Genomic DNA, 13,040 nt, shown 5'->3' on the forward strand with positions numbered 1-13,040 from the left:
ATGGTCTCAGCTCTCATCCGGATCGTCTCCTTCGCCGCACTGGCCTATCTGGCTCTGCCCCTCGTCGTGCTCGTCGGGGCGTCCCTGACCACGACCAGCTTCCTCGCCTTCCCGCCGCAGGGGCTGACGCTTGCCTGGTACGGCAAGATGCTGGGCGATCCGTCCTATGTTTCGGCCTTCCTGATCAGCACGGTTCTCGCGGTCGCCGCGACCATCGTCGCCGTGGCGCTGGCCGTGCCGGCGGCGATCGCGATCGCGCGCTATCGCTTCCCTGGCCGCACCCTGCTCGCGGAGACGCTGATGTCGCCGCTGATCCTGCCGCATGTCGTGCTCGGCGCGGCGCTGCTGCAGTACGGCAGCGCGATCGGACTGGTCCGCAGCTTCCCGGCGCTGCTCGTCGGGCATGTCGTGATCATCATGCCCTTCGTCCTGCGCGCCGTGCTGCCGCAGCTCAGCGACGAGCAGCGCAGCCTGGAAGAGGCTTCCGCCGATCTCGGAGCCCGGCCGCTGACCACCTTCTTCCTCGTGACCCTGCCGCAGATCCGCAGCGGGCTGGTCAGCGGCGCGATCTTCGCCTTCATCGCCTCCTGGATCAATGTCGAGCTCAGCATCTTCAACACCACGGCCGAGCTGACGACGATCCCGGTCAAGCTGTTCAACTACGTCCAGTACACGATCGACCCGACGATCGCGGCGGTCTCCGGCCTGACGATCATCGTCGCCGCCGTGGTGATCGTCGTGCTCGATCTCACCATCGGCCTCGACGTGCTCTCGGAGCGACGCCGCTAAGCCACTCAACCGACTGTTTTCCCAAGGAGCCGACCATGCGCCAGCAGAATGTCTTCGACGTCGTATACACGCATACCGAGGGTGAGCCCCTCTGTATCATCCATAGCGGGATTCCGTATCCGGCCGGATCGAGCATCCTGGAGAAGCGCCGCTTCCTCGAGGAGAACTATGACTGGCTGCGCTGCGCCCTGATGCGCGAGCCGCGCGGGCACAAGGACATGTTCGGCGTCTTCCTGACGCCGCCGTCGAGCCCGGACTACGATGCCGGCCTGATCTATATCGACGGCACGCAGTATTCCCATATGTGCGGGCACGGCACGATCGCGGTCGGCATGGCGATGGTCGCGCTCGGCCTCGTCCGGCGCGGCGAGAACGGCCGCACCACCATCCGCTTCGAGACCACCGCCGGGCTGGTCACGGCAGAGGTCGCCAATGACGGGCCCGAGGTGCTCTGGACGCGCTTCGAGAACGTGCCGGCCTATGTCGCGGCGCAGGACGTGCCGTTCGACCTGCCGGGCGTCGGCCCGCTCAAGGCCGACATCGTCTGGGGCGGCAACTATTTCGGCATCATCGACCTGCGCGGGACCTCGCTCAGGATCTCGCCGGAAAACGGCTCGGAGCTCTCGCGCCTCGGCATCATCGCGCGCGAGCAGCTCCGCCAGAAGGTCGCGATCCAGCATCCGGCTTCGGCCCATATCAACAACTTCAACTTCGTCACCTTCTGGCACGAGCCGACGATCGAAGGCGCCTTCTACAAGAACGTCCACGTCTTCTCGGCCGGCCAGCTCGACCGCTCGCCGGGCGGCACCGGCACGAGCGCGATGATGGCGATGTTCGAGGCGCGCGGCCTGATGAAGCTGCAGCAGCCGATCCGCTCCGAGGGCCTGCTCGGCTCCGGCACATTCGAGGGCTGCCTGATCGGCGAAGCCAGCCTCAACGGCACCCGCGCCGTGCGCCCGACCGTGAAGGGCACCGCGGGCCTGCTTGGTACGGCACGCTGGACGATCAACCGCGACGATCCGGTCGACGCCGGCTTCCTCGTGGCGTGATCAATGACAGCGCCGGGCCAGCCAAACCGGGCTGGCCCGGCGCACTCGCGGTCAGGGACCATGGGCGTCTTCGCGCCAAGTCCTCACGTCAAACATCGACCTGAAACCGGAGATCGGGAGCCTTGCGTCCGGAGATCGGCGTTGATGGCACCCGTTACTGCGTAGCTGCAGGCGGCATTTCGTCACAAAATTCTGTATTTTTCAAATAGGTTGCAACTAACAAGTCGCCAGATGTCTGCGTGGTAACTGCTTCGCAGAAATCCCCATTCCGTCCTATGACGACGAGCAACGCTCAACCACGCATTAAGTCGTGCTTGTATTCTTCAACCCCGTTCGTATGACGCTTAGTCTGGGCGGGGGCGGCGAACAATGAAGTCAGACGGCGGTGTAATCTGGGCCTGGCGCGCTGGTCTGGTCGCGACTGGAGGCCTACTTGGGGCTGGTATTTTCGCCGCGCTATCGAGGTGGTCTCCGGGCGGGTTCGTCGATCGTGTGAGCGCTTGGGTGCGCGAAGCCGCCAAACTGCTGCCCCCTGAATGGCCAATAGAAATCGCTGCCGGTGTGGCCGTCGCCATTGTCTTGATGCCGGTAGTTGAGTGGCCAGCGCAGTGGCTTAGCAATCGGTTTCGGGCATTCGACGATGCTCTCTTAGGGCGTATTGGAAGAGCAAAGCCATTCGATCCCTTTCGCGGACTCGAAGTAGCGGATTTTCTGGGGGCTAATCGAACGGAAGGTGAAAAAATAGCTGCCGCCCTTTTGGACGATCAAGGCAAACCGGGCCGCAAAGACCTCGGAGCAGAGAGCAGAAGGAGGCGTCTGCTTTTCCCTCTTCCATTCCCTCATGATGACATGGATCCGAAGCGGCGGCCGGCACTAGCAGCCGCGTGGAATGATCTCCTCCGCTTCGCAAGGGCAGATGTGGACGCATCGGGGCCGGCCGGGGGAATGCGCTGGACGATCCTAACAGGACGAAACGGTATCGGTAAGAGCAGGCTGGCACTGGAATTCGCGCGATACCTGGCGCAGCGGCCGAAGCCCACGAGCGATGCCGCAAAAGCTACTACAGCGCAGCGGTTTCGGGTCTTTCGAGAAGCCATTTTCAATCGATCGCAGGCTGGCATTCGCTGGGATGCAGGCTGGATAGGATCGGTGGAGGAAATATCAGTCGCCGGCAGTCCCCACACTCCGCGCCAACATCGCAAACGACTTACTGAGTCATATCTATCGCGACTTTCGGACTGGCGCCCTCGGCGACCGACGATCCTCGTACTTGACGATGCCTATCCGGGCGATGCGGCAAGAGTTATCAATGCCCTATCGCACGCATCTCATCACCATCCTGTGCGCCTAATTATTGTGGGAGCAAGTGTTGCTGAGGATCTGCAGCTTGAACACGACGCGGGCGGCTCACTCACGCCACTAGCGAGGTTCGATGGAAAGCCAATTGTTCTGAACGATGCATCTGGCTTTGATGCTGCAGATATCAGAGCATTGACGGGTCTAGACGGCTTTCGTGATTGGTTGCCTAGCGCGCTGCTGGAGTGCTCAGATCAGAGTTGGGGCAATCGTCAGACCGCTGCAATAGATGAGTTCCTCGCGGCAACCGAGGGCAACCCGTTTCTAGTTGAACTCGCACTAGTGGCTCTTTGGCAGCGTCGCGGCATTGAGGCGATTGACACCAGTAAACTCCTCTCAGAGCGAGCGGATCGTGTCATCCAAGCAATTCAGTCTGCAGGGCTTCATAGCCGAGAAAGCCTCGCGCTTTTTGCGGCGGCGACTTTGGCGGGCGGGGCCGATGACCTGGGTCCTGTAGCCCGATCCACCCTTCTTCACAGTTTCCCGGAAGCTTTGCCGGCTGATGCGGCTCGCAAATCGTTGGGTGGTGCGGTTCCTCAAGACCTCTTCGACGGCCTCGATCTCACGACATGGATACCACCAGTCCGCCCGAGACGGATTGGGCTCGCAGTAGTTCGTCGAATAATTGCAGCCTTCGAAGGAGAGGATGAGCAACGAAAAATTGCTCAACGGATTGCTGATGCTGCTTGGAAAGCCGCGCCCCGCGCAACGCTACGTGCAGCAGTCACAACACGGAGTGACAAGACCTCCGATGATGTGCTGGCCCGAGCGCTCTCGGTTGGTCCGCTAAACGGTATGGCCATTCCTCCTCTGACGCTGGCTATCGCCTATATCGAGGAGGCAGTGCTTGTACCTAGAACCGTCTGGGACCGCGGCTGCAGTGAGGTCTCGGCGCCTCTGTGGGAGGATGTTCAAGCACTGTGCCGCAACCTGTCGCCGGAAGAAGCGAACAGGGCCCGCGCTCATTTGATGACGCTGCTTATTCCAGATCGTAACAAACAGATCGTGCGAGGACCTGAAGCTGCAGTGCTTCTACTCCACCTCTGGCGTTCGGAGTTGCAGGACATCAACGCATTCACAGATGCGCGTCTGACGTGGCTGTGGACCATCGTCGAGGGATTGCGCCAAGTAAACAATAATTGGGGACTGGCTCTGCAAGGCAGTCCTCAAGCGGACCTTGCGGCAGGAATCCTGAGAGAGCTTTGGCTCGCCAGGTGCGAAGGGCAAGATGGGCTAATCTACGATGAACTGGTTAATGGACTTCCAGAAATTATCCTATCTGATTGGACGAGCGGCTTATTCAAGTTCCTTATACTATCCATCCGCACCGGAAATGCAAAAGAAGACGGCATAGTTTCAGAATTGATCGCGGTATTGAGTGATTTAAAAAATCGCTCTGATATGGTCCATGTTGCCCGCATGGGAGATGGTTTTATAAATCCAGCCTCTCAAATTTTGGCCGAGACATTTAGACGAGTATTTGAACTAGCAAATTCGAAGAGCCACAGTCCAAATTACAAACTATTTGCAGTATCTCTTTCAGTCGCTGGGATCAGGTGCTTAGATAAGGCCGATCTATCTGCAGAATTTGACCGGATATTAGGCGCGATCGACGCGTGGGGAGGTGCTTACGCCGATAACTGGCGTTCACTCGCTTATCTCGAAATGGTAGGCCTTCTCTACGGCATAGAGCTAATACAATCTTTGCAGATTTATGCGTCAGATGGCAACAATTTTGTGGCTCAAATAGGCGCAGCACACGGTACTTTGCACGAACTTGTGCAGAACGCGTTGTCTTTTCACGTGGATCAGGACGATCTCGCGCATCGCTTTGTTGAGATATTGAACACAAAGATAGAGCAAAACACTTTGAACGCGCGTTCATATGAATCTTTTATGCTATGTAATTCGGCATACATCAAAAGATCATCTGTATATGATAAATTAGAGGGACAGTCATACATCAGCGAATGGAACGAATTATTGAGTATAATCGATTCGAGACGGAGCAATTGGGTCGGCCATATGCATGTCGAGGCGCAATATGCGTCTATTCTCTCGGCGGCGTCGCGCGCTCATCGCAATAATATTGATGAAACCAGAAGCAGGGCGCGGCAAGTCGAGAGAATTGTCAAGCCGTTCTTATCCATCTCCAGCCCGGTTGGTGCTTGCCTAGATGCATGGCGGATACATGCTTTTGCACTATCGGAAATGAACGACACCGATAGTTTCCACGAGCTTATTGACGTCGTGGCTGGCATAGATCGCTTGGCGAGAAGGCATACATTTAATCCATTTAATCTGATAGTCGCTTTGCCGACGGCGTTGGCGCACGAGTACGCAGCCAAGGCATGTAAGAAGCGCGGTCGCGATTGTACAGAATTAATTATCAATGCCATTCATTACCAAACACCATTAGTCGCTCATGGCGCATTTCGAGATACGATATTTTCGTTCCTGACGAATTTAATAGATAACCCCGGCGTTCCAATTGATATTAGTAGATCTGCGGCGGCTCATCAGCAGATGATTGACTATATAGGTGGAAGATTGCCATATATAGGATCGTTTCCTACTGGCACGCTGACGGACCCGCGGTTGAACCGCTCGATGCTAGAATGGTGGGCTAATCTTGCTATATCTCAGGCGCCTCGCTATCCCGGTCAAGCTGAGGTAATTTGCGTGCATCTCGATGCAACTATCCGTTCTGCTGATTGCGGTCAGGAGGAAGCTGCCGTGGCTGCCCGTTCGCGGGCGTGGGGTGCATTAGGCCGAGTTCCGCCACCACTTCACGTTGAACCGCTTCGATACCAACAGCGATGGGATGAACAAGGAAAGGCGCAGCCAGAGTACCGGATCTCATTTGTCGAGAATGGGGATTACTAAAACCTCGCGCCTAGTCGATAGAGGAGCAGACGGGGCGCTTCGTCCCAGCGATAGCCGCATGCTTCCGATAGCCGTCATCGCCGGGGTGATAAAGCTCGCGATGTGGGGGGGGCTGATGTAGCGCCCCCTTCCTACAGCAGGCTCGCCTGAGCGCGTGTTGCATCCACAAGACTGAAGATAAGGGGCTCACTGCCCGGAAGCGGTCATTCCACGCGAATGGGATAAAGGGTAACTGGGCGGGCGTCCGGGCAGGGGATGGGCGGGATCGAAGATATGGACATGGCAGTCGCAGGTGCCGGGCGGCGCGAGGCTGTCCGTCACGCCGTTTCCCTCAGCAAGCGCTTCAGCCGGTCGGCATGCTCGGCGTTGACGGCACCGGGCGGCAGGCGTCCTTGCAGCAGCGCCGCAACCTGCTCGACCGTGTCGAAGGCCTGATGCTGTGTCGCTTCCGGCGTCAGCCCTCCGATATGGGGCGTCGCGATCACGTCGGCCCGGCCCGCCAGCGCGGGAGAGGGCATCTGGTTGGGCGCGCGGCCGACATCGACGGCTGCGCCGCGCAGATGGCCACGATCCAGCGCCGCGATGAGGCTCGCCTCGTCGACGAGTTCGCCGCGGGCCAGGTTGATGAAGAAGCTTCCCCGGCGCATGGCCGCGAAGGCGCGCGCATCCATCAGGTTCTCGGTCTCGGGCAGCACCGGCGCCAGGCAGATCACGAAATCGCTCCGGCCCAGCAGCTCCGCCATTTCGACCTGCTCGATGCCCGGCTGCGCGATCAAGACCGGGTCGCTGGCGAGGACGGTCATGCCGAGCGCGCCCGCAAGCGTTCCGACCTGCCGGCCGATCGCGCCGAAACCGATGATGCCGACGGTCGCCGTCGACAATTGCACGCCCATCTCGATCGCCGGCATGTCACCGGCGCGGTAGGATGCGGTGGCCCGGCTGACCCCGCGCGACAGATCGATCATGAAGCCGATGGCGAGCTCGGCGACGGCATCGACAAAGCCCGCGGTCGCCCGCGTGACCAGGACGCCGGCACGGCTGGCGGCCGGAACATCGATGGAGCGGATATCCATCGCACAGCGCAGGAAGGCGACGAGACCGGGCAGCGCCTCGAACAGCGCCGCTTCGCCGTCCGTCTGCCGATCGGCGATGATGACGTCGCAATCCCTGGCCTGCGCGATCAGCCCGGCCGTATCGAGCGGCGCGTCGCTCTCGTGAAGCCGCACCTCGACGAGCTCGCGCAAGCGCGCCAGCGCGACATCGCCATAGTAGTTCGCGCGGACATGCGGCGTGTGGGTCAGGAGCACGCGCATGGTCATGCCCGCTGCGGCTGCCGGGCTCTGTCGCTGCCGTGATGGCGGGGTGCGGCGGCGGTCGAACGGCGGACGAGCAGTTCCGGCGCGAACCGGAATTCGCCGAGCGGCGTGCCGGGCGCTTCGAGACGGGTGATGATGCGGTTCACCATGGTTTGGGCCATCTCCGCGAGCGGGGTGCGGATCGTGGTCAGGGCCGGTGCGAAATAGGTGCCGAGCGACAGCGCGTCGAAGCCGACGACGGACATGTCCTCCGGCGCGGTGAGCCCGACCTCGCGCAATCCCGCGATCAGGCCGATCGCCATCATGTCGTTGATCGTGACTGCGGCGGTCGGCTTCGCGGGATGCGCGACGATCTCGCCCGCCAGCGCCTGGCCGAGCTCGGCCATCTCGGCGTCGGAATAGGTCGAGGCCGTGGCGCCTTCGACGACGACCGTGGCGACGCCGTGCTTTGCCGCGGCATCGAAAAAGCCTTGCCGCTTCTCGGCGCGGCTGAAAGTCCAGCCCGAAGGCGTGACGAAGGCGATCGTGCGATGCCCGAGCCCGATCAGATGCTCGGTGGCGAGCCCGGCGGCGGCGGCATTGTCCACCGAGATGTAGTCGAGGATCGGCATGGCATCGCGCCTGGCATGGCTGTCATAGCTGACGACGACCATGCCGCGTGCGATCGGCTCCTCGAAATGCCGCTCGTCGGGCAAGGAGGAGACGACGATCGCCCCTCTTGCCCCATGCGACCAGAGATCGTCGAGGAAGGCGCGCTCCTGCTCCGGATCGCGATACGTGCTGGCGACGATGACGCGATAGCCATGGGCCGCGCGCGCCGCAGCCTCGATCTCGCGCGCCAGCATGCTGTAGCTCGGATTGGCCAGCGACGGTACGAGCAGGCCGAAGAGCTCGGCCTGCCCGGTCTTGAGTTGGCGCGCGGCGCGATTGGGCTGGAAGCCGAGCTCCGCCATCGCCCGCTCGACGCGGGACAACGTGTCCTTCTTCATCCGGTCGGCACGCCCGTTGAGCACGTTCGAGACGGTCGTGATCGACACGCCGGCCAGCCTTGCAACGTCGATGATGGTCGACACGGTCTCTCTTGAACTCAGGTCAGGCCGAGGCGGGTGGGCAGCCACAGCGAAAGCGACGGAAACAGGATCAGCAGGATAAGGCCAAGCACCAGCACCGCCAAATATTTCGCCATCGGCCGCGCGACATCCTCCATCTTCGTGCCGGTCATGGCGCAGGTCGCGAAGAGTCCGAGCCCGACCGGCGGCGCGAACAGGCCGAGCCCCATGGCGATCACCATGATCGTGCCGAAATGCAGCGGGTTCACCCCGAGCTGCAGGGCGATCGGCGTCAATAGCGGTCCGAAGATGATCAGCGCCGGCGCGCCTTCGAGCACGGCTCCGAAGAACACCATCAGCACCGCCGCCAGCGCGATGAACATGAGGCTGCCATAGGCCTGCCCGAACGCGACCAGCGAATGCGACAGCGCCGCCGGAATCTGCTCGATGGTCAGGGCGAAGGCGAAGTTCGAGGCAGCCGCGACGATGAACAGGATACCGCCCGCCATCGAGGCCGATTGCGTGAACAGGGCGATGGTCGAGCGCAGCGTCAGTTCGCGGAAGGAGAGCCCGCCGACGACCAGCGCATAGACCACGGCGAAGGCCGAGATCTCGGTGGAGGTCGCGATGCCGGAGGTGACGCCGCGGCCGATCATGACGACCATGACGAGCGCGATCAGCGAGCCGGCGATCAGTTGCAGCAAGGTCCGCCCGCTCGTCACGTCGGACGGGTCGATCCTGCTGCCGAACCAGATCGCCACGGCGGCAAGGCACAGGGCCAGCACGGCGGCGGGGATGAGGCCCGCCATGAACAGCCCCCCGACCGAGATGTTCGCGACGAAGGCGAAGATGATCATGTTGACGCAGGGCGGAATGGTTTCCGACATCACCGCCGTGCAGGCGAGCAGGCCGGCGGCCTCGTTGGGGTCCTGCTTCGTCTTGCGCACGGCCGGCATGATGATGCCGCTGACCGCCGCGATATCCGCGAGCTTCGAGCCCGAAATGCCGGAGAACAGCGCGGTTGCGACGATGCTGATCAGGTTGAGGCCGCCCTTCAGCCGCCCCATCATGCGCAGCAGGAGCTCGATCAGCCGCGCCGACATGCCGTTCGCCTCCATCGCCAGACCCGCCACAACGAAGAACGGGATGGCGAGCAGCACGAAATGATCCGCGCCCGAGGCCATCTGCTGGGCGTAGATCACCAGCGGCAGCGAGGGGTCGTTCAGGAAATAGATCAGCGAGGCGAAGGCGAGCGCGAAGGCGATCGGCACGCCGATGATCACGCTGCCGACGAAGGTCAGGATCAGCAGCCAAAGCGGCCTCAACGCCAGGCCCGGCATCAGCAGGTGGTTCCAGGCATAGACCGCGGCGACGATCGCGAGGCCGGCGGCGAGCGTGCCCCAGACCAGGCGCGGCGGCCCCTCCAGCGCGTTGGCGACGCCGAAGATCGCGATGAACAGACTGCCGGCGACGACCGGCCAGAGATAGATCGCCTGCGGCAGGCCCAGCGGGGTGGTCTGGTCGCTGGTCTCGATGGTCAGGCCGACCGAGGTGACGCAGAGCGCCAGCGCGACCGCGACGATGATCCAGCAGCACATCTGCACCAGGGCCGGGCGCCAATGGACCGGCAGCAGCCCGCGAATGACGTCGACGCCCGCGTGCCGCCCCCGGCCCAGCACGGTGCCCGCGCCGAAGAACACCAACAGCACCATGATGGCGCGCGCGACCTCCTCGGCCCATTCCAGCGGCTCGTGCAGCGCGTAGCGGAAGATCACCGAGACGAAGACCACGAGCACGTCGACCGCGAGCGCGAAGGCGGCGAGCGCTTCCATGATGTGGAGCAATCCGCGCAGGACCCGGCCGGTCGAGCCGAAGCCGGGGTAGAGCATGGGCATGACGCCCGCATCGGATGCATGCATGACGAGACCACGAAAGGAAGGAGCCAGCAGCCGGCGCCGTTCGGCAGCCGGCTGCACGATTGCGGCGGCAGGCGTCAGCCGCGCGCCTTGGCGACGATCTCGAACAGCGCCTTGGTCGGCGGGTACTGCCTGGAGAAGTCGGCGTAGAGCTTCTCCGACATCGGCTGCAGGATCGCGGCCCGCTCCTCCTTCGGCATCGGCGTGAAGCTCAGGCCGAGCCCCTTCAGTTCCGCGATCGCGCCGGCGCCCCTCGAGGCCGCCTCGGCGCGTTGGAAGGCCGTCGCCTCCTGGGCGCAGGCGAGGAAGGCCGCCTTCGCCTCGGGCGGGACCTTGCCCATGCCGCGCTTGCCGATCACCGCGACCATCGGGCTGAACAGATGGTCGGTCTGGTAGCAATGCTTGGTGACTTCATAGAGCCGGTTGGCGATGACGCTGGCGGCATCGTGCTCGAAGCCGTCGACGACGCCCGTCTGCAGCGCGGTGTAGAGCTCGTTGAACGGGATCGGCACCGGAACGGCGCCCATGATCTTGAAGGTCTCGATGAAGGCCGGCGCCGGCAGAACCCGCAGCTTGACCCCCTTCAGATCGGTCAGGCTCGCGACATTGGCCTTGGTGTAGACGTTGCGGGCGCCGAAATGGAAGCCCCAGCCCAGCACCTCGGCGCCGCGCCGTTCGAGCAGCAGCTTGCCCAGCGCATCGCCGAGCCCGGCGTCGATGGCCTTCACGGCATGGTCCTGGCTGTCGAAGACATAGCCGAGGTCGAGCATGCCCCATTCCGCCACCGACGTCGCCCAGATCGAGGAACCGGTGATCATGATGTCGGTCGAGCCCAGCACGACCTGCTGCACCACGTCGGCCTCGCGGCCGAGCTGGCTGTTGGCGAAATAGTCGAGCTTGATCTTGTCGCCGACGCGGTCCTTCACCAGCGCCTGGAAGCGTTCGAACCAGACGAAATGGGCAGCGTTCCGGTCCGCCGGCATCGATGACGAGACGCGAAACGAGACCGGCGTTTGCGCACGCAGGATCGAGGGGCTGACGACAGCCGTGGCGGCGCCGCCGACGGCGCCACCCAGCAGGGCGCGGCGTGAAATGCTCATGGACGTTCCTTCCCGAATTCCATCACGGCCGTCTTGGATGCGGCTAGTAAAACCTTACACTAAAACGTTACACAGATGTCAAGCGGGTGGTTTTTGGCATTGGCTCCGGCGACAGCCATTGGCGGGTGGCATCGTTGACGGTGTTGCCTCACGAAGCGTCTCTTCAACGGCGATCAGGTACGCCCGCCTGTCCCTGGGCTCCGCGCCGGCGGGAATGGCCGATCACCGGAGCAGGCTTCGCCCGCCCGCCCAGGCGCGGCTGATACCGGGGCGGGCGCGCCGCCCCCTGCCCCGCAACCCGGAAATCATGGCGGAGGGGCCGCATCGGCTTGCCCGCGGTCCTTGGCAGCCCGACCGGTGCAGGAGCCTGGCGGAGAGATCGGGCCTGGCGGAGAGATCGGGCCTGCCATTTGGCTGGTGCCGAATTTGGCAAAAGCGGTGCGCCAGTGGCACTCTCTTTCTCGCCTCAAATTGGAAATGCTGTTCTCGATCAGTCGTTCTAGTATGGCTTGTGGCCTCGCAGCGACCGAGAGATCTTGCTGCTATTGACTCAACGGAAACTGCGCATGAGACGCTTGCAATTCTTGTTTATCTCAATTGCAGCGTTGGTATTTCAGTCAGAACTGGCCTGTTCGCAGACACTCTATCCTGCGCATCCCATCACTCTGATCGTTCCATTCGTACCGGGCGGAAGCGCCGATGTCATCGCGCGGGCTGTGGCTCGAGGGCTCGAAACCGAGCTCGGCCAGCCAATCGTCGTTGAAAATCGAGGTGGAGGTTCCGGCGCAATCGGAACTGCGGCTGCAGCAAAGGCGGCGCCTGACGGATACACAATTCTTCTCGGACATACGACCGCCCTGGCGGTGTTGCCGCATCTGCGCGCCAATCTGAGCTATGTTGTGCGACGCGACTTTGCGCCGATTACGTTGTTGGGGGCGACGCCGCACGTTCTTGTGGTTCACCCATCAGTCGCAAGAACAATTGGCGAGTTTGTCAAACGTGCCAAAGCCGAGCCGGGAACGCTGAACTATGCGAGTGGCGGCATCGCAACCCCGCCGCATCTGGCAGGAGAACTGTTCAAGCAGCAGGCACAAGTGGACATTGTGCACATCCCCTTCAATGGCAGCCCGCAAGCGACGACAGCGCTGCTTGGACGGCATGTGGATGCGCTGTTCCAGAACATTGATTCCATCATGCCGTTGATCAAGTCTGGCGAGGTTACGGCGCTAGCAATTTCAGCAGAGAATAGATCTCCGTATTTGCCGGATGTTCCAACCTTCGAGGAGGCAGGATTTTCGGATCTGGTGAACAAGAGCTGGTTCAGTCTTGTTGCGCCGTCCGGAACACCTCCCGCCGTGCTTGAATTGCTCCAGGAGAAGTCTCGCGCTGTTGCCGAGTCGAAGGCGTTTCGTGAATTTCTTGGATCGCAGATCATCGAGCCGATGCCTGCCGGTCCCGAGGCGCTTCTTTCGTTCCTGAACGAGGAGAACCAGCGCTGGGCGCGCGTCCTCAAGAACGCGGCCATCAAGGTCGAATGATGTGAGCCATGGGAACGTGTGTTTCCGATCGAGCGCAGAGA

At 62.0% G+C, this 13,040-nt stretch carries 8 protein-coding genes; 4 read left to right on the top strand and 4 right to left on the bottom strand.

What is annotated here, in order from left to right; genetic code table 11:
* From EV560_RS25570 to EV560_RS25580, 3 genes are all read left to right on the top strand, one after another.
* The gene (locus EV560_RS25570) at positions 1 to 789 is read left to right on the top strand and encodes an ABC transporter permease (RefSeq protein ID WP_131858662.1); all 789 of its coding nucleotides are present in this window, start codon (positions 1 to 3) and stop codon (positions 787 to 789) included.
* A gap of 35 nt (positions 790 to 824) precedes the next feature.
* On the top strand, positions 825 to 1,838 hold the full coding sequence (locus EV560_RS25575) for a proline racemase family protein (protein ID WP_131858663.1): 1,014 nt from the start codon (positions 825 to 827) through the stop codon (positions 1,836 to 1,838).
* Between the two features lie 369 nt (positions 1,839 to 2,207).
* Positions 2,208 to 6,080, top strand: a complete 3,873-nt coding sequence (locus EV560_RS25580) for an ATP-binding protein (protein WP_131858664.1) — start codon at positions 2,208 to 2,210, stop codon at positions 6,078 to 6,080.
* 317 nt (positions 6,081 to 6,397) lie between these two features.
* On the opposite strand, the gene EV560_RS25585 is transcribed toward EV560_RS25580, so the two are convergent.
* The 4 genes from EV560_RS25585 to EV560_RS25600 all read right to left on the bottom strand — a co-directional run bounded on the left by EV560_RS25585 (position 6,398) and on the right by EV560_RS25600 (position 11,461).
* Positions 6,398 to 7,399 carry an NAD(P)-dependent oxidoreductase gene (locus EV560_RS25585; RefSeq protein WP_248312206.1) on the bottom strand — a complete coding sequence of 334 codons (1,002 nt, stop codon included), beginning with the start codon at positions 7,397 to 7,399 and terminating at the stop codon, positions 6,398 to 6,400.
* On the bottom strand, positions 7,396 to 8,469 hold the full coding sequence (locus EV560_RS25590; protein WP_131858665.1) for a LacI family DNA-binding transcriptional regulator: 1,074 nt from the start codon (positions 8,467 to 8,469) through the stop codon (positions 7,396 to 7,398). Before EV560_RS25590 ends, EV560_RS25585 begins: the two co-directional genes overlap by 4 nt.
* Before the next feature lie 14 nt (positions 8,470 to 8,483).
* The gene (locus tag EV560_RS25595; protein ID WP_207908118.1) at positions 8,484 to 10,340 is read right to left on the bottom strand and encodes a TRAP transporter large permease; all 1,857 of its coding nucleotides are present in this window, start codon (positions 10,338 to 10,340) and stop codon (positions 8,484 to 8,486) included.
* Between the two features lie 98 nt (positions 10,341 to 10,438).
* Positions 10,439 to 11,461 carry a TRAP transporter substrate-binding protein gene (locus EV560_RS25600; RefSeq protein WP_131858667.1) on the bottom strand — a complete coding sequence of 341 codons (1,023 nt, stop codon included), beginning with the start codon at positions 11,459 to 11,461 and terminating at the stop codon, positions 10,439 to 10,441.
* 566 nt (positions 11,462 to 12,027) lie between these two features.
* On the opposite strand from EV560_RS25600, the gene EV560_RS25605 reads away from it, so the two are divergent.
* The gene (locus EV560_RS25605; protein ID WP_131858668.1) at positions 12,028 to 12,999 is read left to right on the top strand and encodes a Bug family tripartite tricarboxylate transporter substrate binding protein; all 972 of its coding nucleotides are present in this window, start codon (positions 12,028 to 12,030) and stop codon (positions 12,997 to 12,999) included.
* Positions 13,000 to 13,040 lie beyond the last annotated feature (41 nt).

It is taken from the genome of Allobosea sp. BK604 (genome assembly GCF_004341515.1).
In the GTDB taxonomy this organism is placed as follows: Bacteria; Pseudomonadota; Alphaproteobacteria; order Rhizobiales; family Beijerinckiaceae; genus Allobosea.

Bases quoted from the DNA above. Each gene is read 5' to 3' on its own strand.
- EV560_RS25580 (WP_131858664.1), top strand. From the start codon at position 2,208: ATGAAGTCAGACGGCGGTGTAATCTGGGCCTGGCGCGCTGGTCTGGTC.
- EV560_RS25605 (WP_131858668.1), top strand. From the start codon at position 12,028: ATGAGACGCTTGCAATTCTTGTTTATCTCAATTGCAGCGTTGGTATTT.
- EV560_RS25595 (WP_207908118.1), bottom strand. From the start codon at position 10,340: ATGCCCATGCTCTACCCCGGCTTCGGCTCGACCGGCCGGGTCCTGCGC.
- EV560_RS25575 (WP_131858663.1), top strand. From the start codon at position 825: ATGCGCCAGCAGAATGTCTTCGACGTCGTATACACGCATACCGAGGGT.
- EV560_RS25600 (WP_131858667.1), bottom strand. From the start codon at position 11,461: ATGAGCATTTCACGCCGCGCCCTGCTGGGTGGCGCCGTCGGCGGCGCC.
- EV560_RS25585 (WP_248312206.1), bottom strand. From the start codon at position 7,399: ATGACCATGCGCGTGCTCCTGACCCACACGCCGCATGTCCGCGCGAAC.
- EV560_RS25570 (WP_131858662.1), top strand. From the start codon at position 1: ATGGTCTCAGCTCTCATCCGGATCGTCTCCTTCGCCGCACTGGCCTAT.